This is a genomic window from Microvirga aerophila (genome assembly GCF_003332305.1).
Lineage (GTDB): Bacteria > Pseudomonadota > Alphaproteobacteria > Rhizobiales > Beijerinckiaceae > Microvirga > Microvirga aerophila.
This window is the reverse complement of sequence record NZ_QOIO01000060.1, coordinates 1-22,032: the sequence shown is the minus strand read 5'-3', so window position 1 is coordinate 22,032 and position 22,032 is coordinate 1. Positions and strand designations below refer to the sequence as shown.

Annotated in this window: 23 protein-coding genes; 3 read left to right on the top strand and 20 right to left on the bottom strand. The window is 63.8% G+C overall.

Going from position 1 to position 22,032, the window contains the following annotated elements:
• Positions 1–93 precede the first annotated feature (93 nt).
• Genes ntrC through dusB form a run of 3 tightly spaced genes read right to left on the bottom strand, consistent with a single transcriptional unit; the run spans position 94 to position 3,676 of the window.
• Positions 94–1,548, bottom strand: coding sequence for a nitrogen regulation protein NR(I) (ntrC, locus tag DRB19_RS24320; protein WP_114188603.1), 1,455 nt, complete (start codon positions 1,546–1,548; stop codon positions 94–96).
• An 11-nt stretch (positions 1,549–1,559) separates the two neighbouring features.
• A complete protein-coding gene (locus tag DRB19_RS24315) occupies positions 1,560–2,657 on the bottom strand; it encodes a two-component system sensor histidine kinase NtrB (protein WP_114188612.1) in 1,098 nt (365 codons plus the stop codon).
• On the bottom strand, positions 2,657–3,676 hold the full coding sequence (dusB, locus tag DRB19_RS24310) for a tRNA dihydrouridine synthase DusB (RefSeq protein WP_114188602.1): 1,020 nt from the start codon (positions 3,674–3,676) through the stop codon (positions 2,657–2,659). Before dusB ends, DRB19_RS24315 begins: the two co-directional genes overlap by 1 nt.
• 150 nt (positions 3,677–3,826) lie before the next feature.
• Between dusB and DRB19_RS24305 the strand changes: the two genes are divergently transcribed.
• Positions 3,827–5,020 (top strand): bifunctional 2-C-methyl-D-erythritol 4-phosphate cytidylyltransferase/2-C-methyl-D-erythritol 2,4-cyclodiphosphate synthase, encoded by a 1,194-nt coding sequence (locus tag DRB19_RS24305; protein ID WP_114188601.1) that lies wholly within the window; start codon positions 3,827–3,829, stop codon positions 5,018–5,020.
• On the top strand, positions 5,017–5,505 hold the full coding sequence (locus DRB19_RS24300) for a CinA family protein (RefSeq protein WP_114188600.1): 489 nt from the start codon (positions 5,017–5,019) through the stop codon (positions 5,503–5,505). The genes DRB19_RS24305 and DRB19_RS24300 overlap by 4 nt, the downstream gene beginning before the upstream one ends.
• On the opposite strand, the gene DRB19_RS24295 is transcribed toward DRB19_RS24300, so the two are convergent.
• From DRB19_RS24295 to eno, 13 genes are all read right to left on the bottom strand, one after another.
• Positions 5,506–5,973 carry a type II toxin-antitoxin system RatA family toxin gene (locus DRB19_RS24295; protein ID WP_114188599.1) on the bottom strand — a complete coding sequence of 156 codons (468 nt, stop codon included), beginning with the start codon at positions 5,971–5,973 and terminating at the stop codon, positions 5,506–5,508.
• Between the two features lie 3 nt (positions 5,974–5,976).
• Positions 5,977–6,501 (bottom strand): AAA family ATPase, encoded by a 525-nt coding sequence (locus DRB19_RS24290; RefSeq protein WP_114188598.1) that lies wholly within the window; start codon positions 6,499–6,501, stop codon positions 5,977–5,979.
• A 13-nt stretch (positions 6,502–6,514) separates the two neighbouring features.
• Entirely contained in the window at positions 6,515–7,474 is a 960-nt protein-coding gene (gene lipA, locus DRB19_RS24285) for a lipoyl synthase (protein ID WP_114188611.1), read from the bottom strand.
• Between the two features lie 386 nt (positions 7,475–7,860).
• Positions 7,861–8,121 (bottom strand): DUF6894 family protein, encoded by a 261-nt coding sequence (locus tag DRB19_RS24280; RefSeq protein WP_114188597.1) that lies wholly within the window; start codon positions 8,119–8,121, stop codon positions 7,861–7,863.
• 155 nt (positions 8,122–8,276) lie between these two features.
• A complete protein-coding gene (locus DRB19_RS24275; protein WP_245439797.1) occupies positions 8,277–8,771 on the bottom strand; it encodes a Crp/Fnr family transcriptional regulator in 495 nt (164 codons plus the stop codon).
• The gene (locus DRB19_RS31290) at positions 8,750–9,013 is read right to left on the bottom strand and encodes a cyclic nucleotide-binding domain-containing protein (RefSeq protein ID WP_245439795.1); all 264 of its coding nucleotides are present in this window, start codon (positions 9,011–9,013) and stop codon (positions 8,750–8,752) included. The genes DRB19_RS24275 and DRB19_RS31290 overlap by 22 nt, the downstream gene beginning before the upstream one ends.
• Positions 9,014–9,557: 544 nt before the next feature.
• Positions 9,558–10,994: a dihydrolipoyl dehydrogenase gene (gene lpdA / locus DRB19_RS24270; protein WP_114188596.1), complete on the bottom strand. Its 1,437-nt coding sequence runs from the start codon at positions 10,992–10,994 to the stop codon at positions 9,558–9,560.
• Positions 10,995–11,114: 120 nt separating this feature from the next.
• Positions 11,115–12,548: a pyruvate dehydrogenase complex dihydrolipoamide acetyltransferase gene (locus tag DRB19_RS24265; RefSeq protein ID WP_114188595.1), complete on the bottom strand. Its 1,434-nt coding sequence runs from the start codon at positions 12,546–12,548 to the stop codon at positions 11,115–11,117.
• A gap of 28 nt (positions 12,549–12,576) precedes the next feature.
• Positions 12,577–12,873 carry a DUF5076 domain-containing protein gene (locus DRB19_RS24260; protein ID WP_114188594.1) on the bottom strand — a complete coding sequence of 99 codons (297 nt, stop codon included), beginning with the start codon at positions 12,871–12,873 and terminating at the stop codon, positions 12,577–12,579.
• 4 nt (positions 12,874–12,877) lie between these two features.
• Positions 12,878–14,326, bottom strand: coding sequence for a pyruvate dehydrogenase complex E1 component subunit beta (locus DRB19_RS24255; protein WP_114188593.1), 1,449 nt, complete (start codon positions 14,324–14,326; stop codon positions 12,878–12,880).
• Between the two features lie 59 nt (positions 14,327–14,385).
• Positions 14,386–15,447, bottom strand: a complete 1,062-nt coding sequence (pdhA, locus tag DRB19_RS24250; protein WP_114188592.1) for a pyruvate dehydrogenase (acetyl-transferring) E1 component subunit alpha — start codon at positions 15,445–15,447, stop codon at positions 14,386–14,388.
• A gap of 162 nt (positions 15,448–15,609) precedes the next feature.
• Entirely contained in the window at positions 15,610–15,933 is a 324-nt protein-coding gene (locus tag DRB19_RS24245) for an FtsB family cell division protein (RefSeq protein WP_114188591.1), read from the bottom strand.
• A gap of 130 nt (positions 15,934–16,063) precedes the next feature.
• Entirely contained in the window at positions 16,064–17,347 is a 1,284-nt protein-coding gene (eno, locus tag DRB19_RS24240) for a phosphopyruvate hydratase (RefSeq protein ID WP_114188590.1), read from the bottom strand.
• A 141-nt stretch (positions 17,348–17,488) separates the two neighbouring features.
• Here eno and queF point away from each other — a divergent pair, with 141 nt between their 5' ends.
• The gene (gene queF / locus DRB19_RS24235) at positions 17,489–17,941 is read left to right on the top strand and encodes a preQ(1) synthase (RefSeq protein ID WP_114188610.1); all 453 of its coding nucleotides are present in this window, start codon (positions 17,489–17,491) and stop codon (positions 17,939–17,941) included.
• Position 17,942: 1 nt separating this feature from the next.
• On the opposite strand, the gene DRB19_RS24230 is transcribed toward queF, so the two are convergent.
• The 4 genes from DRB19_RS24230 to DRB19_RS24215 form a co-directional block, all read right to left on the bottom strand.
• Positions 17,943–19,106, bottom strand: coding sequence for an MFS transporter (locus DRB19_RS24230; RefSeq protein WP_114188589.1), 1,164 nt, complete (start codon positions 19,104–19,106; stop codon positions 17,943–17,945).
• Positions 19,107–19,220: 114 nt separating this feature from the next.
• Positions 19,221–20,069 carry a 3-deoxy-8-phosphooctulonate synthase gene (kdsA, locus tag DRB19_RS24225; protein WP_114188588.1) on the bottom strand — a complete coding sequence of 283 codons (849 nt, stop codon included), beginning with the start codon at positions 20,067–20,069 and terminating at the stop codon, positions 19,221–19,223.
• A 184-nt stretch (positions 20,070–20,253) separates the two neighbouring features.
• Positions 20,254–20,655: a DUF350 domain-containing protein gene (locus DRB19_RS24220; RefSeq protein WP_114188587.1), complete on the bottom strand. Its 402-nt coding sequence runs from the start codon at positions 20,653–20,655 to the stop codon at positions 20,254–20,256.
• 51 nt (positions 20,656–20,706) lie between these two features.
• On the bottom strand, positions 20,707–21,567 hold the full coding sequence (locus DRB19_RS24215; RefSeq protein ID WP_114188586.1) for a VOC family protein: 861 nt from the start codon (positions 21,565–21,567) through the stop codon (positions 20,707–20,709).
• Between the last annotated feature and the right edge of the window lie 465 nt (positions 21,568–22,032).

Genomic DNA, 22,032 nt, shown 5'->3' with positions numbered 1-22,032 from the left:
CCCCGCAAATCAGGCGCGCTTTATCATGCGCCTACTTATGGGTGATGCACCAACACAACACTGTGGTCAAATTATTACAGCAGCGCCGACAGACTATCGGCCGGACCGCACCACGAGGAGTTCGAGATCGCGGACCTTCTTGCGCAATGTATTTCGGTTCACCCCCAGCAATTCAGCGGCCCGGATCTGGTTGCCCCGGGTGGCCGCAAGGGCTGCGCCGATCAGAGGTCCTTCGATCTCCCGGAGAATCCGATGATACAGGCCCGGAGGCGGGAGCGTGTCCCGGAACCCTGAGAAATATTCGGCCAGGTGCCGCTCCACCGCATCCGAGAGACCTTCCGAGTCGTTAACCCGCTCGGACTTCCCGTTCATTTGCGGCAGGGGCATCGGCTGGGCATCCAGCTCAGCATCGATGATCGCGCCGGTGATCGTGTCCTGCGGGTAAAGAGCCGCCAGACGGCGAACGAGATTTTCCAGCTCGCGAACATTGCCCGGCCAGCGATAGCGCTTCAGCCGATCCATGGCCTCCACATCGACCTGCTTGCGGGACAGACCCTCCTTCTCCACGAGGACGAAGAAGTGACGGATGAGATCGGGAATATCCTCAACCCTCTCGCGCAGGGGCGGCAGGCGCAGGGGAACCACGTTCAACCGGAAGAAAAGATCTTCCCGGAACAGGCCTTGTTGGATGAGGATCCGCAGATCCTTGTTGGTTGCCGCGACGATTCGGACATTCGTCTTGATCGGAACCCGGCCGCCTACCGTCGTATACTCGCCCTGCTGGAGCACCCGCAGCAGTCGCGTCTGGGCCTCCATAGGCATGTCGCCGATTTCGTCGAGGAAAAGGGTGCCGCCCTCGGCCTGCTCGAAGCGGCCGGTATTGCGAGCCGTCGCACCTGTGAAGGCACCCTTCTCGTGCCCAAACAGCTCGGATTCGATCAGCTCCCGGGGAATCGCCGCCATGTTCACGGCCACGAACGGACCTTGCTTGCGCTTGCCGTAGTCGTGCAGGGCCTTCGCCACCAGTTCCTTGCCGGTCCCGGATTCGCCCGTGATCATGACCGTAAGATCTGTTGGCATCAGCCGCGCCAAGGCCCGGTAGATTTCCTGCATGGCATGCGAACGCCCGACCAGCGGAATGTCCTCGTTCTCGGCCGCCGGGCTGGGGGTGGACGGGGCGCGGGGTCGCGACAGCGCGCGGCCTACCACCGCCACAAGCTCCTTCAGGTCGAAGGGCTTCGGCAGGTACTCGTACGCACCGCGCTCGGACGCCTTGATCGCCGTCATGAACGTGTTCTGGGCGCTCATGACAATGATTGGCAGCTCCGGCCGCAATTTCTTGATGCGTGGGAGGAGGTCGAATGCGTTCTCGTCGGGCATCATCACGTCGGTGATGACGAGATCGCCCTCCCCTTGCGCAACCCACCGCCACAGGGTCGCGGCGTTGCTCGAGGAACGGACCTCGTAGCCGGCCCGGGAAAGGGCCTGGTTCAGAACCGTCCGGATGGCGGCGTCGTCGTCGGCAAGAAGGATCTGTCCACTCGGCATGGGACCAAGCCTCACATTTCAGCGCCGCGGCCATCATTGGCGCGGTGCATCGGCAAAAGAATTCGGAATGTCGTACGTCGGGGCGCGGGATCGCATTCGACGATGCCGCCATGGTCGCCCACGATCTTCGCCACCAGCGCAAGGCCGAGACCGCTGCCCTGCACCTTGGTCGTGACGAAAGGCTCGAACAGGTCGCTGGCCAGTTCCGGCGGAATGCCGGAACCGTTGTCGCTGATGGCGAGCTCGATCGGCAGGCTTAGCCGCTCCTGAGATCCCGGCACTTGAAGGCGCACACCGGTGCGGAAGGCCGTGGACAGAATAATCTCCCCGTCCGAAGCGTCGATCCCGACCGCTTCCGCAGCGTTCTTGACGAGGTTCAGGACGACTTGGATGAGCTGGTCCCTGTTGGCAAGGACCGGAGGCAGGGACGGATCATAGTTCTCGACGAAGCGGATGTGCCGGGCAAAGCCGGATTGAGCCAGTCGCTTCACATGGTCGAGAACGCCGTGAACGTTGATCGGCCCCCTCTCGACCGGCCGTTCCTCGCCGAAAAGCTCCATGCGTTCGACGAGCTTCACGATGCGGTCCGTCTCGTCGCAGATTAGCCGAGTGAGAATTCGGTCGTCCTCCGCGGCCGATTGCTCGAGGAGCTGCGCGGCCCCGCGGATACCGGACAGCGGGTTCTTGATCTCGTGGGCGAGCATCGCGCCAAGGGCTGTGATCGAGCGAGCCGCGCCGCGATGGGTCAGCTGCCGGTCCATCTTGTAGGCGATGGTGCGCTCCTGCAGCATCACAACGACCCGTCCCCGGTCATCGCCGAGGGGCGTGGCGAAAACGTCGACGATCCGCTCCGCGCCCAGGCGCGGGCTTCCGATATCGACCCTGTGTTCGCTGACGCTCGATCCTCGCTGCCGCACATCCTCGACGAGGGCCATGATAGGGGACCCGAAGGGGATGAAGTCGCTCAGCTTCTGGCGCTGCATCACCCGCAAGCTCATCTCGAAGAACGATTCGGCCGCCGCGTTGGCGTGGAGCACCCGCTGCTCCGGGCCGATCGTCAGGACCGGAAGCGGGAGTGCGTTCATGATCAGGTCGTTGATCCCCATCATCATGCCGCCACCCGATCACGATTCCCATAGACGGTTTGCAGCAAGGCAACGACGGTCCCGGGCTCTTCCGACGTCACCAGAGCCCTTCGGACCGCATGAGGAACCTCGAAGCCACAAAACGAGGCCGCATCGGCATAAGCCGCGAGATGCTTGCGCGCATGCCGGATGCCGACCTCTTCGCCATAGAGGGCAAGAAGGCCCTCGTAGTGCTCGATCGCGAGCGCCGCCATCACCTCGGGCTCGGGATCCGGGATGGTCCGCCCTTGGAGCGCTGCTCCAATTTGCCCGACCAACCACGGCCGCCCGACCGCCAATCTCCCAATCATGACGGCGGCGGCCCCGGATGCGTCGAGGCAGCGGCGAGCATCCTCCAGTGAGCCGATATCGCCATTAGCCACGACGGGAATGCGGACCGCCTCGACGACAGCCGCGATGGCGCTCCAATCGGCCTGCCCCTTATAAAACTGCTGACGCGTCCGCCCATGAACCGTGACGGCCTTCACGCCGAGGGCCTCCGCCCTACGGGCAAGCTCCGGGGCGTTGATGGTGGCGTGGTCCCAGCCAAGCCTCATCTTGACCGTGACCGGCACGTTCGCGGCCTTCACCGTGGCGTCGATGAGTCGGCATGCATGATCGAGATCGCGCATCAGCGCCGAGCCCGCGTACCCGCCGATAACGCGCTTGGCCGGACAACCCATGTTGATGTCGATGATTCGGGCTCCCGCCCCCTCGGCCACACGAACCGCCTCCCCCATCCAGCGCGGATCGCAGCCGGCAAGCTGGACCACGTGAGGCTCGATCCCGGCTCCCTCGGCTCTCAGCTGCGCTTCTTCCGAACCTTTGACGAGCTCGTCGGATGCAACCATCTCCGAGACGACGAGGCCAGCGCCAAGACGCTTGACGATCCGGCGAAAAACAACGTCGGTCACGCCGGACAAGGGCGCGAGCACGGTCGAGATCCCAATCGAGATTGGGCCGATATCGAAACCGGCTTCGCCTATTTTTTGATCACTTTCCATTCTGCTCAATCAATAGCCAATTCATTCGCGAGTACAAGCCCCTGCGCGAGCCTGCCTCGCATGTTCTGATCACATGGGCTTGAGAAGGACCGGATTTGCGTTCTGGCTTTTCGGCGCTATGGAATGCCGAACCTATGCAGAGAATGTCATATGTCGGTCGCCGTCCTTATCGTTGCAGCTGGGCGCGGATCCCGAGCCGGAGACGGCCTGCCGAAACAATATCGGACGCTCGGCGGAAAACCTGTCCTCACCCGGACCCTGGAAGCGTTCCTGGCGCATTCCGACGTCAAACATACGACAGTAGTGATTCACCCCGATGACCGGGACTTGTATGATTCCTCTGTAGGCGCCCTCCCGCCCAGACCGGGAAAAGACGGCGTGCGCTGTGCCTTCGGGGGTGAAACCAGGCAGGCTTCCGTTCTATGCGGCCTTGAAGCCCTCACGGAGGCGAGGCCGGATACCGTTCTGGTCCATGATGCGGCTCGCCCTTTCGTCGGCCCCGATCTGATCGGCCGGGCGATTGCTGCGGGTCGCCGAGGCCCCTCGGTCCCAGGGGTTGGGGTGACGGACACCATCAAGGTCATCAGCACGCAAAGTGAGGTCCTATCGACGCTGGACCGCTCGTCCTTGCGGGCGATCCAGACCCCTCAGGCTTTTCCGTTCGGTGAGCTTCTTGATGCCCACCGTAAGGCGGCGGCATCGGGATTGCGCATGTTCACGGACGACGGAGCCTTGGCGGAGTGGGCCGGCCTGCCCGTCCGCGTGTTCGAGGGCGAGCCAGGCAACGTCAAACTCACACATCCGTCCGATTTCATCGAGGCCGAACGGCGATTGAAAGGCCAGACCATGACCTACGTAACTCGCCTTGGAACGGGATTCGACGTCCACGCCTTTACGGAGGGCGACCACGTCTGGCTCGGCGGAATCCGCATCCCCCATGACCGAGGCGTTCTCGCCCATTCCGACGGCGACGTCATCCTGCACGCCCTGACGGATGCCATCCTCGGGGCCCTGGCCGATGGAGATATCGGCACCCATTTTCCGCCGAGCGATCAACAATGGCGTGGCGCCTCCTCCGATCGCTTCCTTGCGCACGCGATAGGGCTCGTCCGGCAGCGCGGCGGATTGGTCGACCACCTCGACACGACGCTCCTTTGCGAGAAGCCCCGCCTCGGCCCGCACCGGGAAGCCATGCGGCAACGGATCGCCGAGATCGCCGGTCTTCGTATCGATCAGGTCTCGCTCAAGGCCACGACGACCGAAAAGCTCGGCTTTACCGGCAGGGGCGAGGGCATCGCCGCGCAGGCGGCTGCGACGATCCGCTTGCCGGAGGTGCACGCATGACTCCGGAACTGAAGAGCCGCGCCGCGAGGCTTCTGAAAGCCTACAGCGACCGGGGCTTGATGATCGCCACGGCCGAATCCTGCACCGGCGGTTTGGTGGCCGCCTTGCTGACCGAGGTCGCAGGCTCATCGGCGGTCGTGGAGCGCGGCTTTGTCACGTATTCCAACGAGGCCAAGACCGAGCTCATCGGCGTGCCTGTTGATCTCATCGCCGCCCATGGGGCTGTCAGCGAACCGGTGGCGCGGGCCATGGCCGAGGGGGCGCTCGCTCATTCCCGGGCCGATGTGACGGTCGGCATCACGGGAATTGCCGGCCCTGGCGGGGGCACGGCGACCAAGCCCGTGGGCCTGGTGCATTTCGGCGTGGCGAAGAATGGCGCTGCAACGGTCCATCTGGAGCGCCGCTATGGCGATCTCGGGCGCGAGACCGTGAGGCTGAGGGCCGTAGAGGATGCTCTGGCACTTCTGGAACAGGCGCTGGGTTGATCAGGCGCGGGCGGCGCGCTGCTGCCCATAGACCTCATCGGCCCTTTCCTCGAAGGCCTCGGTAAACTTGCGAAACGCCTTGTCGAACACGCTGCCCATCAGGAGCCCAAGAGCAAAGCTCTTGAATTCGTAATTGATGTAGAACTCCACATCGCAGCCGGTCGGCGTCTCCCGGAACGTCCAGCGGTTCTCGAGATACTTGAACGGCCCGTCCACATACTCGACCTGAATCTTCAAGCGCGGGCGATCAAGGGTCACGCGGGTCGTGAAGCTTTCCCGGATGGCCTTGTAGCCTACCGCCATGGAGGCCACGAGGGTCTCGATCCCCTCCCCGCTCTGCACCCGGCGGATGACCCGCAGATCCTCGCAGAGCGGCAGGAACTCGGGGTAGCGCTCCACGTCCGCCACGAGGGCGAACATCTCGGCCGGACTGTGCTTGACGGGTCTGGTGGTGCGAAAGGTTGGCATGGTTTAGACAACCCTCCGGTGCGTGGAGAGTTCAGCCTCCAGTGCGGGGATGTGGGAGCGTGAGCGCAGAACATAGGCCCGCTGGTCCGGGCGCAGACGCTTCAGCATACGGGCCGTCTTGACGCCCATCTGGTCCGGATACGACCAGATCCATTGGACGAACGACCAGTCGAAGCGCTCCTTGCAGCCGGGGCCGAGATCCGGCCGCGCCCGCCCGTAATTGACCGCGACGCGCCATAGCACGCCCGCGAGGCATCGCCACCGGGGCAGGTTGAGCCATACGATGGCGTTCGCCCTCGGCACCCGGATGTCGAAGGTGCTCGCGTAATTCCCGTCCATGACCCATTCCGGCCGCGCCGCCAATGCCGTGACCCTCTCGCGCCATTCGGACCGCGAGGGCGTCGCCCAATCGGAGCCGAAATACTCACGGTCGAGATGGATCAACGGTAGGTCAAGCCGCTCGGACAGACGCCGCGCCAGGGTGCTCTTGCCCGCGCCCGGGCTGCCGATGACGAGGATGCGCCGCATAGCCCATCCGTCTTCAGGCGAGTGTCGCGAGGCGGGCGGCTTTCAGCCGGGCGAAATCCTCTCCGGCATGGTGCGAGGAGCGCGTCAGCGGCGTGGAGGACACCAGCGCGAAGCCCTTTGCGTAGGCGGTAGTCTCGAAGGCCTTGAACTCATCGGGGGTGACAAAGCGGATCACCGGATGGTGCTTCCGGGTCGGCTGGAGGTATTGGCCGATGGTCATGAAATCCACGTCCGCCGAGCGCAGGTCGTCCATGAGCTGGAGCACCTCGTTCCGCTCCTCGCCGAGGCCCACCATGATGCCGGACTTCGTGAAGATGGTCGGGTCGAGTTCCTTCACCTGCTGCAGCAGGCGGATCGAGTGGAAGTAGCGCGCGCCGGGCCGCACCTTGAGGTATTTGGACGGCACGGTCTCAAGGTTGTGGTTGAACACGTCGGGCTTGGCGGCGACTACCACCTCGAGCGCGCCGGGCTTGCGCAGAAAATCCGGCGTCAGGATCTCGATGGTGGTCTTCGGGGAGCGGGCCCGGATGGCCAGGATCACATCGGCGAAGTGCTGCGCGCCGCCATCCGCCAAGTCGTCCCGGTCAACAGACGTGATGACCACGTGCTCCAGGCCCAGCTTCTCGACGGCTTTCGCGACGTTCTCAGGCTCGAAGGGGTCGAGGGCCTGGGGCAGTCCGGTCTTCACGTTGCAGAAGGCGCAGGCCCGCGTGCAGGTGTCGCCCATGATCATGAAGGTGGCGTGCTTCTTTTCCCAGCACTCACCGATATTGGGGCAGCCGGCCTCCTCGCACACGGTAACGAGCTTGTTCTCGCGCACAATCTTGTTCGTCTCGGCCCATTTGGGCGAGCCGGGGGCCTTCACGCGGATCCAGTCGGGCTTGCGCTGCTGGACGGGCTGGTCCGGCCGGTGTGCCTTTTCCGGGTGGCGGGGACGGTTGTCCCGGTTGAGGAGATCGAGAACGACGGCCATGAAGCTTGACCCTTTGAGGCGGCGCGTGACGCACAGATGCGTCTGCATGACTTAAGTGTTTTGCGGCCGGTTCGCAAATGGCCATGACGCCCCGGTCATGCATTCCGGTCTCGGTCCTTATGAGCACGCTGCAGGCGTGCGTTGGCCATCTCGGGCCGGATCAACCCCCCGATGAAGCTTCTGAGAACTAGGAGACTGGTTGGGATGATCATGATCCGGGGCCAGGGCAAGGGCGACATGGCTGGTGCTTCCAGGCCGTTGCGGCCGCGTGGCAGCCACGGCCTTGTGAATGCACCGAAATATCAGTCCTGGTCACCAACGCCGGCGTGGCCCCGGAGCGTCGCATCGGGATCGCGTTCAAGGCGACGGTTTCCGTGAATGACTCGCTACGGATTACGGACCAGAGACAGTGGGGTGTGCCATTCGATTTTGATGGAAACCGTTACGGTGGAAACCCGCTGGCGCCGCTCGTCCCTCACCTCGATGACGACGTCCCGCAGATCCCCCTTCACCAGCCGGCTCGTCCCAATCTCGGCTGCCGCGCGCGCAGCCCCTTGCACTGCAGCCTCCTGGCTGTTGAACTTGGAACCCTCTTCATCAGGCACGAGTTCGCTCCCCTCATAGATGCAGAAATAATAGCGCGCCAAGGCAGCCCCTCTCTGAAATGTCGTTTCCCAATCAGTAGGAAAGGCGTAAGGGCTTAGAGTAGTGTCTTTTTCCTGATCCCGTCACTCCACTTTCTTGGCAGAGCCGTTCCGCGGAGCCGCCTGTCCAAATGCCGCGACGTAGCCCCAGCGGTCGTCTAGCGCGCGGGTCGTTGCGGATACGTGCTGGGGAGCAGGCGCTTGTAGATCCGCCGGATCCTGCCGTAGCACTCGCAGGCCATGCCTTCGAGACCATCCCTGTCGATGACCGTGATACCTCCGCGGCTCTGCCGGATCAGCCCGATTGTCTGGAAGGTTCGCGTCACCACGCTCACCGTGGAGCGTTGCACTCCCAACATCTCGGCCAAAAACTCGTGTGTCAGAGGCAAGGTGTCGTTATCGGCCCGATCATGCATGCTCAAGATCCAGCGGCAGCAGCGGGCCTCCACCGCATGAACGGCATTGCAGGCTACCGTTTGAAACGTCTGTGCCAGCAGAACCTCGCCGTAGCGCAGGAGCAACTGGTGAAGCTGAGGGCTGCCGTTCCTCACTTGGTTCAGGCGCTCGTAAGGCACCCGCGTCGCAGTGCCTGACATCTGAACGATGTAGCGTCCGAACGCCTCCCGCGTGACTAGTGCGCTAACGACACCCAACCCCCCTCGCGCCCGAACACTCCTATCTCAACGGTGGAGCCATCCTCCATCACATTGACGAGCGAGATGATCGCGTCGTGGGGAAAGTAAGCATGGTGGATGGGATCTCCAGTGTCATAAAGCACGTCACCAAGCGCTAGGTCGACAAGCTCAAGGTAAGGCTCAAGATGCGCAAAGTCTTCGGGCTCGAGCGCGGCCAGCAGCCGGTTGGTTCGATGATCGACTTTCAGATCCTGGGTCATAGTGAAAGGCCCTCTAACTGAGGCAGTTCAAGGCCAATAAATCCTTCGATACTGGGTCCACTGGGCGCGGCTCGATCATTGGCGCAGTCGGGACCCGATGCATCGAAGGCAATGCTTGCAGAGCCTTTGGGGAGGGGAAAGAATGAGCAGAACATGAGGTGCTCCATGCCCTTCAGGCGGGAGCACACGGATCTCTCGGTCGCCGGCGCCTGGATCATCCATGCCTGCGATATAGGTTAACGCCTAGCCAGCGACACCGTTCAGGTTCGGTCCCAAATAGCGCGATTCCACAATGGTGCTTCCGTGGGATTGGCCCAGGCTCGTCGGGATGTCGATGTATTGAATGGTGTGCCGGCCGTTACAGAACGTCGGCTATCGGTGGGTCCACCCGACTGAGTGGCAACCGGAGATCAAGGCGAGCCCGGCTGACATTGTCTCGGACACTCTTCTTCCCGTTAGACAGGGACACGTTCAGAGCGTCTGCGCGTATGCGACATGGCGGGAGATGCATGGCCGCAACAAATGCGGCCATGACGGGGCCGGATCACATGTGGATCACGCGCCCATAAGCGTCGAGGACGCTCTCGTGCATCATCTCGGACAGGGTCGGATGCGGGAAGACCGCATGCATGAGGTCTTCTTCCGTGGTCTCCAGGTTCATGGCGATCACGAAGCCCTGGATCAGTTCGGTCACTTCCGCGCCGATCATGTGGGCGCCCAGCAGCTGGCCGGTCTTCTTGTCGAAGATGGTCTTCACCAGACCCTCCGGCTCGCCCAGCGCGATGGCTTTGCCGTTGCCAACGAACGGGAAGCGGCCGACGCGGACGTCGAAGCCCTGCTCCTTGGCCTTCGCCTCGGTGAGGCCCACAGACGCGATTTGCGGGTGGCAATAGGTACAGCCCGGGATCATGCCCTTGTCCATCGGGTGGGTGTGCATGCCCTTGATGGTCTCGACGCAGATGACGCCCTCGTGCTCGGCCTTATGGGCCAGCATAGGGGGCCCGGCCACGTCGCCGATGGCGTAGATGCCGGGCACGTTGGTGCGGCCGAGGCCATCGGTCACGATGGTTCCGCGGTCGATCTTCACGCCGAGTTTTTCGAGGCCGAGATTCTCGATATTGCCGACCACGCCCACCGCCGAGATCAGTCGCTCGGCCTGGAGCGTCTGCACGCTCTTGCCGTCGTCGATGGTGGCCGAGACGCCGTTCGGGCCCTTCTCCACCTTGGTGACCTTCGTGCCCGAAAAGATCTTGATGCCCTGCTTCTCGAAGCGCTTGCGGGCGAGGCCTGCGATCTCCGCATCCTCGACGGGGAGGATCTGCGGCAGGAGCTCGACCACGTTCACGTCTACGCCCATGGTGCGGTAGAACGAGGCGAACTCGATGCCGATGGCGCCTGACCCCATGACGATGAGGGACTTGGGCATTTCCGGCGGCACCATGGCCTCGAAATAGGTCCAGATCTGCTTGCCGTCAGGCTCGATGCCCGGCAGCACGCGGGGCCGCGCGCCCGTCGCGACGATGATGTGCTTGGCCGAATACGTGCCAGGTCCGAGTGCGCCCTTCGGGGCCGGATGCTGCGGCTGCATGGCGGGCTTCTTGGGAGCCGACACCACGACCTCGCCGGGTTTAGTGATCGCGGCTTCGCCGAAGATCACGTCGACCTTGTTCTTCTTGAGCAGCATTCCGACGCCGCCGTTCAGACGGCCCGAGACACCGCGCGAGCGCTGTACGATCGCCGCCGCATCGAACCCGATGCCCTGCGCCGAGAGGCCATAATCCTTCGCATGCTGCATGTAGTGGTAGATTTCCGCCGAGCGCAGGAGCGCCTTGGTGGGGATGCAGCCCCAGTTGAGGCAGATGCCGCCCAGGTGCTCGCGCTCCACCACAGCGGTCTTGAACCCGAGCTGCCCCGCGCGGATCGCCGCCACATAGCCGCCCGGACCGCCGCCGATGACGATGATGTCGTATTGGTCTGCCATGTGGTTTCCCCACTCGTCATCCCGGTCGAGCAGAGCGAGAGCCGGGATCGTTTTCAGGATAAGACGCTATCTTGCCGTGCGGTCCCGGGTACTACTGCGCAGCCCCGGGATGACCGTGTCTTAAACAAGCATCCCCATCGGGCTCTCGATCAGACCCTTGAACGCCGCCAGAAGCTCCGCGCCCAGCGCGCCGTCGACCACGCGGTGGTCGCAGGAGAGCGTCACCGTCATGGCCTGCACCACCGTGGGAGCGCCGTTCTTCACCACCACCCGCTGCTCGCCGGCGCCGACCGCCAGGATCGTGCCGTGGGGCGGATTGATGACGGCCTGGAAGTCCTTGATGCCGTACATGCCGAGGTTCGACACCGCCGTGGATCCGCCGGTATACTCTTCCGGCTTCAGGCGACGGTTGCGGGCGCGGCCCGCCATGTCCTTCACCTCGGCCGAGATAGCCGTGAGAGTCTTGGTTTCAGCCTTGCGCACCACCGGGGTGAACAGGCCGCCCTCGATGGCGACGGCCACGCCCACATCCGAATGCTTCATCCTGAGAATGCGGTCCTCGGCCCAGACCGCGTTGGCGTTCGGCACACGCTGGAGCGCGATGGCGAGTGCCTTGATGACGAAGTCGTTGACCGAGAGCTTGTAGGCGGGCTTTCCGTCCTTGTCCTTCCCGGCGGCGGAGTTGATCTGCTCGCGCAGCGCCATGAGCGCGTCGAGCTCGCAGTCGAGGGCGAGGTAGAAATGCGGGACCGTCTGCTTGGACTCGACGAGGCGCTTGGCGATGGTCTTGCGCATGCCGTCGAGGGGAACCTCCTCGTAGGAACCGGCCTCGAACATGGCCTTGACCTGATCGGCCGAGGCACTCTGGGCAAGCTGCGGGGCGGCGGGCTTCGCGGCTGGAGCCGCGGCCGGCGCGGGAGCAGCCGCAGCGGCCGGCTTTGCGCCTCCGCCGGAAATGGCAGCCCGCACGTCCTTCTCGACCACGCGGCCATGAGGCCCGGAGCCCTGGATCGACGACAGGTCGATCCCGGCATCCTTGGCGACGCGCTTGGCAAGCGGCGAGGCGAAGACGCGGTTACCTGCCTGCCCTGCTCCGTTCGGCTTGGCGGCCTGAGCCGGCCCGGCCGGAGCCTGGTCCACGCGCGCATAAGACATGTGGGCGGAAGGATCGCCCTGGATCGTGTTTGCCTGGGGCTGGGGAGCGGCTGCGGGCGCTGCGGCCGGAGCCGGCGCGGCGGGAGCTGGTGACGCCTCGGCCTTGGGGGCCGGTGCGGCAGCGCCGCCTGATGCGCCCACGCTCTTGGGGTCTTCACCCTCGCCCGCGATGAGCGCGATGAGCTGATTGACCGGCACGTCGGCCGTTCCTTCGGGAACGACGATCTTGGCGAGGATGCCCTCGTCCACGGCCTCCACCTCCATGGTGGCCTTGTCGGTTTCGATCTCGGCGATGACGTCGCCGGACTTCACCGTGTCGCCTTCCTTCTTCAGCCACTTGGCAAGGTTGCCCTTTTCCATGGTGGGTGAGAGGGCGGGCATCAGGATATTGATTGGCATGGCGTTTATGATCCTGATTGAAGGGGATTTAGTTGATGGCTTGCGTGGTGCCGGGATCGCTCGGATCGTCCAGTTCCGCCTGAATGCCGGCGCTGATCTCCGCCAGGGCCTCCTCCTCGGAGAAGTCGGTTTCCATGGCGTAGACGCGCGCCGCGTGGCGGGCTAGGTCGACAAGGAGCACGCCCCAGGTGAACGGATCGTCGAAGGCGCGGCGCAGCGCGATGCTCACCGCCCCATCGACCACCGAAGCCCGCAGGATCTCGACCCCGCCCTTCTCGAGGACGTCCGGCGGAACGTTGAGGGCTTCGAACTTCTTCTCGGTCATCGGACTACCTGTAGCAGACGGCCTTGACCGCCTGGACCACTTCGCCGACGTTCGGGAGCGCGAGCTTTTCGAGGTTGGCCGCATACGGCATCGGGACGTCCTTGCCGGTCACCCGAATCACGGGAGCGTCGAGGTAGTCGAACGCATGTTCCATGATGCGCGCGGCAATCTCGGCCCCGATTCCCGATTGCGGGAAGCCCTCCTCCACCGTGACGCAGCGACCCGTCTTCATGACCGAGGCCACGATGGTGTCGGTGTCCATAGGGCGAATGGTGCGCAGGTCGATCACCTCGGCCTGGATGCCTTCCTTTTCGAGCTCCTGCGCGGCCTTCAGGGCATAGGTCATGCCGATGGAGAAGGACACGATGGTCACGTCCTTGCCTTCGCGGTGAATCCGGGCCTTGCCGATCGGCACCGTGAAGTCGTCCAGCTTGGGCACTGGGAAGGACTGGCCGTAGAGAATCTCGTTCTCGAGAAAGATGATCGGGTTCGGGTCGCGGATGGCGCTCTTGAGCAGGCCCTTGGCGTCAGACGCCGAATAGGGCGCGATGACCTTGAGGCCTGGAACGTTGGAGTACCACGCGGAGTAATCGTGGCTGTGCTGCGCGCCGACACGGGCAGCCGCGCCGTTGGGTCCGCGGAACACGACGGGCGCGCCGAGCTGCCCACCCGACATGTACAGGGTCTTAGCCGCCGAGTTGATGATGTGGTCGATCGCCTGCATGGCGAAGTTGAAGGTCATGAACTCGACGATGGGGCGAAGGCCCGTGAAGGCCGCGCCGACGCCCACCCCCGCGAAGCCGTGCTCGGTGATGGGCGTGTCCACCACGCGCCGCGCTCCGAATTCCTGCAGGAGCCCCTGCGTGACCTTATAGGCGCCCTGATACTCGGCCACCTCTTCACCCATCACGAAGACGTTCTCGTCCCGGCGCATCTCCTCGGCCATGGCGTCGCGAAGGGCTTCGCGGACGGTCATGGAGACCATCTCGGTGCCCTCGGGGATCTCCGCCATGGCGTCGTGAGACGAACGGGTCTGGATGATCGACGGAGCAGCGGGTTCCGCGAACGGCCGATCGGAATCCGTGCGTGCACCCGCCGATGGGCGATCCGCCATGCCTTCCCGCTCCATGTCGGGAGTGGGCGCAGGCTGAGCTTCAGGAGCAGGAGCGGCGGGAGCCTTGGCGGAGGACGCCGCCGTGGACATGTCCTCACCCTCGCCCGCCAGAACCGCGATCGGGGTGTTCACGGCCACGTTGTCGGTGCCGTCAGACACCAGGATCTTGGCGAGGACGCCCTCGTCGATCGCCTCGACCTCCATGGTGGCCTTGTCGGTTTCGATCTCGGCCAGCACGTCGCCGGGCTTGACCTTGTCGCCTTCTTTTTTCAGCCATTTGGCCAGTTTGCCCTGCTCCATGGTCGGAGAGAGCGCAGGCATGAGAATATCAATCGCCATGAAAGACTCGTTTTGATTGTCGCTGCGGCGAGAAATCGGGAGCGGCGTTTGAGCGCCGCTTAGAGCAGGATGTCCGTGTAGAGCTCCGACGGGTCGGGCTCCGGATCGTGCGTGGCGAACTCGGCCGCCTCGTTGACGATCTCACGCACACGGCTGTCGATAGCCTTGAGCTCGTCTTCGGACAGCTTCCAGCTTTCAAGAAGACGGCGGCGAACCTGCTCGATGGGGTCGAACTCCTCGCGCATGCGGGCCACCTCGTCCTTGGTCCGGTACTTGGCCGGATCGGACATGGAGTGGCCGCGATAGCGGTAGGTCTGCATCTCGAGGATGTAGGGGCCCTTGCCCGTACGGGCATGCTCGATGGCGCGCTGACCGGCCGCGTAGACGGCGCGGACATCCATGCCGTCCACCTGCTCGCCGGGAATGCCGAACGACAGGCCGCGCTTGGAGAAATCGGTCTGGGCCGATGCGCGGGACACCGAGGTGCCCATGGCGTAGCGGTTGTTCTCGATCACGTAGACAGCCGGCAGCTTCCAAAGGGCCGCCATGTTGAAGCTCTCGTAGACCTGGCCCTGGTTGGCCGCGCCGTCGCCGAAATACGTCAGGGAGACGTTGCCGTTCTCGCGGTAGTGATTGGCGAAGGCGAGGCCTGTGCCGAGCGACACCTGCGCGCCGACGATGCCATGGCCGCCATAGAAATGCTTCTCCTTGGAGAACATGTGCATGGAGCCGCCCTTGCCTTTCGACAGGCCGCCGCGACGTCCGGTCAGCTCGGCCATGACCCCCTTGGGGTCCATGCCGCAGGCGAGCATGTGACCATGATCACGATAGCCCGTGATGACCTGGTCGCCCTCAATGGTCGCCATCTGCATGCCGACGACGACAGCTTCCTGGCCGATATAGAGGTGGCAGAATCCGCCGATGAGGCCCATGCCGTACATCTGGCCGGACTTCTCTTCGAAGCGTCGGATCAGGAGCATCTCGTTATAGGCCGAGAGATCCTGGTCCTTGTCGAATTGTGGTGAATTGGAAGCGGCGTTTTTCGCCGGGGCTTTATTGGAATTGGGCTTGTTAGCCGCGCCTGAACCAGCGCGGCCCGCCTTGCGGGCAGCAACAGCCATCGGGTCCTCCGAAGGGTTTCCTCGACGAAAGTTGTAGCGCACTCGATAGGGGAAATCGAGAGGGCCCGGTCAGTGTTTCAATACTACAGTAAACAGCATAACATGCTGTTGCGGCTTACCTTTTAGAGATTAACATAATTCCAGTTAATTAGAAAAATAGGGCTAACGCGCCTCCTCGCCGGTCACGATGACCAGATCGTTGCGGTGCACACGTCCCAACATGACGCGCGCCCGCTCCTCAAGAAGATCGCGATCGATCTGGTCGCTTCGAAGCAATGCGATCCGGCGCTCCCAATCCAAACGCTCGGTTCTCACGGCTTCGTATTCCTTGTTCAGCCCTTCCGCCTGCGCCTCGAACTGCTGCCGGGCCTCGACGCCGCGCGCGCCCGTGTGGGCATGGTGCATGAAATAGCCGACCATGCCCGCTGAGATGCTGTAGAGCACCAGGGGAATCAGGATTCTTCGTGCGCGCTTGCGGATGACCATTCCTGGAACGTAAGCCCATCATGGTTAAGGAGGAGTTAGGACCCTTGCCGACTAGTAGACTTTTGACGGTCTGCAAAGAAAAAGGGCCGCCGGAGGCGACCCTTGAAGCTCATCAAATTCTCGGCTGGGTTTACGCCAGCGCCTTCAAAGCCGCCCTTCCTGCATAACGCGCCTGCGGACCAAGCTCCTCCTCGATTCGGATGAGCTGGTTATACTTGGCCAGTCGGTCGGAACGGGCGAGCGAGCCGGTCTTGATCTGCCCGCAATTAGTCGCAACTGCGAGGTCCGCGATGGTCGCATCCTCTGTCTCGCCGGAGCGGTGGGACATGACGGCCGTGTAGCCGGCCCGGTGGGCCATATCGACGGCGGCCAGGGTCTCGGTCAGGGAGCCGATCTGGTTCACCTTCACGAGGAGCGAGTTGCCGACTCCCTGTGAGATGCCCTGCGACAGGCGGTTGACGTTGGTGACGAACAGGTCGTCGCCCACCAGCTGGCACTTGGGGCCGATGAGATCGGTCACAGCCTTCCAGCCCTCCCAATCGTCCTCGGACATGCCATCCTCAATGGTGGCGATGGGATAGGCGGAGACAAGGTTGGCCAAGTACTCGGCCTGCTGCTGCGGCGAGAGCTTCTGGCCCGTGCCTTCATAGTGATAGACGCCGCTCTTGAAGAACTCGGTCGCCGCGCAATCGAGCCCGATCACCATGTCGGCGCCCGGCTTGTAGCCGGCCTGCTCGATAGATTTCATGATGAAGTCGAGGGCCGCCTCGGCGGATGGCAGGTTCGGGGCGAAGCCGCCCTCGTCGCCCACATTGGTGTTGTGGCCGGCATCCTTCAGGGCCTTTTTAAGCGTGTGGAAGACTTCGGCGCCCATGCGCACGGCCTCGGCCAGGGTCGGCGCGCCCACCGGCATGATCATGAATTCCTGGAAGTCGATTGGGTTGTCCGCATGCGCGCCGCCATTGATGATGTTCATCATCGGGACCGGCAGAACCCGCGCCTGAGTGCCGCCGACATAGCGGTAGAGGGGCAGCGCCGAGGCGTCGGCTGCGGCCTTGGCAACCGCCAGCGACACGCCCAGGATGGCGTTCGCGCCGAGCCGCGCCTTGTTGGGCGTGCCGTCGAGCTCGATCATGGTCTCGTCGATGGCGATCTGCTCCTCGGCATCCATGCCGCCGATGGCGTCGAGAATCTCGTTGTTCACGGCCTCAATGGCCTTGAGCACACCCTTGCCGAGATACTTCGACTTGTCGCCGTCGCGAAGCTCCACCGCCTCATGAGCGCCCGTGGATGCCCCCGAGGGAACGGCAGCGCGGCCCAGGGATCCGTCTTCGAGGGTTACATCCACTTCCACCGTGGGATTGCCCCGGCTGTCGAGGATCTGGCGGGCATGGACGTCGATGATCGCGGTCATGAAGGGGCTCCTGAAGGCGTAAAATTCGACCGGTGCGGCCTCAAGTCATTGATTGGCTTATTGACCGAAACGCGCAGGCGGGCAAGGACGAGGGGAATTTTGAACACAGCCTTCCAAGGTCAATTGCCAAGGTAAAATATGATGACGGACACTTTGCTCCAGCTCGGCCAGGCCAGCGCCGTCCCCACCTCTCCGGAGGATGCGCAGCTCGACCGGGTTCCCAACCCGCATACGGATACGGATTATCTCGCCCGCTTCACGGCTCCCGAGTTCACGTCCCTTTGCCCCGTGACGGGCCAGCCGGATTTCGCGATCCTCGTGATCGACTACGTGCCTGGGGACTGGCTCGTCGAGTCCAAGTCCCTGAAGCTCTACATGCACAGCTTCCGCAACCACGGGGCGTTCCACGAGGATTGCACAGTCGCCATCGGCAAGCGCCTGGCGGCGCTCCTGGAGCCCCGGTACCTGAGGATCGGCGGCTACTGGTATCCGCGCGGCGGCATCCCGATCGACGTGTTCTGGCAGACCGGCGAGATGCCGAAGGACCTCTGGCTGCCCGACCAGGGCGTCGCGCCCTACCGGCCGCGCGTCTAAATCATCTCGGCGGCGCGGGCTTGGTCAAAACCATTGCGGAGACCAGCCCGACGCCGAGGATGACGAGGGCGGCGGCGGCGGTCGAGCCCGTGAGGCCGACGCTGCGCAGGCCCAGTCCCATGATCACCACGCCCAGCGCCTGCCCGCAGAAGAACGAGAAGGCATGGAGCGCCACGGCCGAGGCACGGGCATGCGGCGCGACCTCGGTCACCTGCGCCTGGAAGGTGTTGTGCATCATGTAGAAGCCGAGGCCCATCAGAAGCAGGGCTGCGGCGTCGACCTTCCAGTCACCGCCGAAGCCAAGAATGACCAAGGCCGCCGCCGCGAAGGCGCCCCCTCCCATAAGGATGCGACGCAGCCCCAGATGCCGAAGCATCCAGGTGACCAGCGCAGAATAGACGAGACCGCCGAGCGCAAAGCCGCCGATGGCGAAGCCCGCCTGCGTGGCCCCGCCCCCTCCCCGCTCCTCGAGGAGCGGTGCCACATAGGGGAAGATCCCGAAGACCGCCGTAGCCTCGACGAACACGAAGCTGAACAGGGAGACTGCACGGGGGTTGGAGAGAATCTGGCCATAGCGCCGAACGGCGGTGCCGAGGTCGAACTTGCCGCCCGGAACCGCGCCGCGAAATCCGATCACGGTGGCCGCAAGGGCAACCGCCATCATGGCGGTGGACAAGGCGAACACCCCGCGCCATCCGATCACCTCGGCGAGCAGTCCGGCGAAGGACGATCCGGCGAGCTGGCCGACGATTATGGCCACGAGGTAGCGGCTGAGCGCCACCTGCCGCTGGGCCATGTCCACCTGGTCGCCGATCAGCGCGATGGAGAGCGGCACCGCGCCACCCGCCGCCGCGCCTGCGATGATGCGCAGGACGAAAAGCGTGGTCGTATCCGGCGCGAAGAATGAGCAGGCCAGCGCCAGGAACAGCAGGGCGAGCGCCACCTTCATGACGCGCTCCTTGCCCAGCGCGTCGCCGATGGGGCCCAGGATCGGCTGGATGAAGGCATAGGGCAGCGCGAAGGCCGCCGAGAGGAGAGCGATGGTCTGGGTGGTGGAGTTAAGATCCCTGGCGATGATGCCGACCATGGGCTCGACGGCGCGGGAGGAGAATGTTCCCGCGAAACCGCTCGTGGCGAGGATCAGGATCAGGTTGCGAGGAGACATGACGCCCTTGCTGTTGAGGCCGTGAGACGAATCCTTTGCCTCTTATCACGACCCCAAGATAGAACGAGCGGCATGAATGCACGGCAGCCCGAACCGGGCGGCATGGCGAAGGCCTTATGCCTGCCCGCTCTTCGCCAGGGCGTCGAACGCCTTGAGCTGCGCCAGCAGGCCTTCCAGCTCCTTGAGCGGCACCATATTGGGACCGTCGGAGGGGGCCTTGTCGGGGTCCTGATGCGTCTCGATGAAGAGGCCGGCTACGCCCACAGCCACCGCCGCCCGGGCCAGGACCGGCACGAATTCCCGCTGCCCCCCGGATGTCGCGCCCTTGCCGCCGGGCTGCTGCACGGAGTGGGTGGCGTCAAAGATGACCGGCGCGCCAGTCTCGGCCATGATCGGCAGGGACCGCATGTCGGACACCAGCGTGTTGTACCCGAAGGACGCGCCGCGCTCCGTAAGCATCACATTGGGATTGCCCGCGCCGGTGACCTTCCCGGCCACGTTGGCCATGTCCCAGGGCGCCAGGAACTGGCCCTTCTTGACGTTCACCACGCGGCCGGTCTTGGCGGCGGCGAGCAGAAGGTCGGTCTGGCGGCACAGGAAGGCCGGAATCTGGAGAATGTCGACCACCTCCCCTACGGGCGCGCATTGTTCGTTCTCGTGCACGTCGGTGATGACCGGCAGGCCCAGGCTCTCCTTCACCTCTGCGAACACTGAGAGCGCCTTGTCGAGGCCGATGCCCCGGGCGCTGGAGATCGAGGTGCGGTTCGCCTTGTCGAAGGACGACTTGTACACGAGGCCCATGCCGAGCCGGGTGGTGATTTCCTTCAGGGCCGAGGCCATTTCAAGCGCGTGCTCGCGGCTCTCCATGGCGCAGGGGCCGGCGATGATGCTGAGCGGCAAGTGGTTGCCGAAGCGGACGGGGCCGGCCTCGACGACATTGGAGCGATGTTTCGTATCAGTCATGCGCCGTCCCCTACCCTGTTTGAGGCCAGACGAAAAGCCGTGTGATGTACTCGCGCGGCGGTCCCCGATGCGGACCCGAACCACATTCGCCACGTCATGGCCGGGCTCGTCCCGGCCATCCACGTCTTTTCACCGTCTTTTAACCTGGGCAATGAAAGGCAGCCTCGGAGGCTGTGACAACCGCCTAGAACGTCATGGCGGCCGCGTTGATGATGCCGGCCGAGAGCGACGCCGCTCCGAGGAAGAGCGCCGCCGCCATCTCCCCGGCGGCGATCCGCTGGGACAGGTTCGGCAGCACGATGCGCACCAGCCAGTAGGCAAGGATCTGCACCGCAAGCGCCACGAGCCCCCAGACAATGCAGTCGATAATGGTCTGGGCATGCACGATCGCGCTGGCGAGCGGCAGCGCGAAGCCCACCAGGCTCAGGCCCAGCGCCGTGGCGGCCGAGATCCCGTTCTGGCGGATGAGCGCGAACTCGTTGTGTTTGGTGGCCAGGGTGTAGATGGCGAGATAAATCGCCACCAGAAGCGTCGCCACGAGAAAGAAGATCAGGAAGTCGGGCAAGCCCGCCAATGATGATGCCACGGTAAGTCCCCCATAGGTCTCTTTTGCAGAGTTTTTGATTCGCGGCGGATATTACGTTTCTTCGAACGCGACTGCGACGCCGAAAGCGGCGCTGGCCGGCACCACGAGGCGCGAGCCGATGTGCTGGTAGGGGATTTCGGCCGCATCGAGCCATTTCGCCTGCCGGCCGATCTCCTCCACCGAAACCGAATAGGCCACGAAAGCCGGCTGGTCGAGTTCCACCTCAACGGAGCCATAAATCTCCGCCGCGTCGTCCGCCGTCACCACATCGACGCGGCTTCCCTGGATGGCGAACGAGAGATCGTCCCCATCCGGCTGGCGCGGTTCAGTTCCCGTGAAAGCCGTGAGAAACGCCCTGTGCCCCATTGGATTGGGGGTCGCCAGAGTCACCGAAGAGATACCCGCAGCGCCGTTGTCGTGGCGCTGGAAGTCAGGGTTCCAGAAGTTTTCCGGAAAATGCTGCTGGCACACGAAGAACCCCGCATGGGGCGCAGCCTCGTTGCGGGCGAAAGCCAGGGTGAACGCCACCTGAGTCTCGCTGCCGTCGGGCCGGCGTCCCATGCGCTCGAAATAGAACGGCTCGAACGCTCCGATGCCGGCCTCTGAAAACGCCCGCGCATCCGCCTTCGCGTCCGGCGTGTCGAGCACCAGCATCGCCAGCCCCTCGCGAAGCTCAAGGTAATCGCGCACGAAGGCCCCGAAGCTGAAGCTGTTGGCTGTATGCGGCGCAACCTCCCCACCCTCGCCCACCGTGATCAGCTCGATGAACGCCCTGCCGAACTGGATCAGCCGGTTCTCCGTGCCCCAGGGATGCCGGTTGCGCGCGCCAACCTGAAACCCGAGGCGGCGGTAGAACTCGGCGGCACGGTCGAGATCACGGACGGCGACGACGAGGTGGTCGATGCGGCGCATGGAGGGGTGGTTCCTAGGAGAGAGCGATAAGGCGGTTATTTAGGGTGCAACGCTGCGGGGCAAGCAGGGGTTTTTGCAAAGCCACAACGCCGCCGTCCCTTCGAGCCACCTCTCTGTTCGAGGAGTAGGAGCAAGGGGAGGATCACGCTAATCATTACGCAACGTTATAGGTTGCCACTAGGAGGTGCCGCATGGCTTTCACCGTGATCCAAGCCGGCCCGGAGATGCGGGTCAATACCCACACGTCACTAAAATCAAGAGAGGTCGAGTGTTACAGCACTGGCTGACGGCGGCTGGGTCGTGACATGGGAATCTCTGCTACAGGATGGGTTTGGCTACGGTATTTGTCAGCAGCGATATGGTCCTGACCCGTCAAACTGGTCCATTGGGAGGACAACTTTTCCGGGCATTTTGATCCTTGAGGAGGGTCAGTGCCATGAAGAAGACGCGCTACACGGAAGAGCA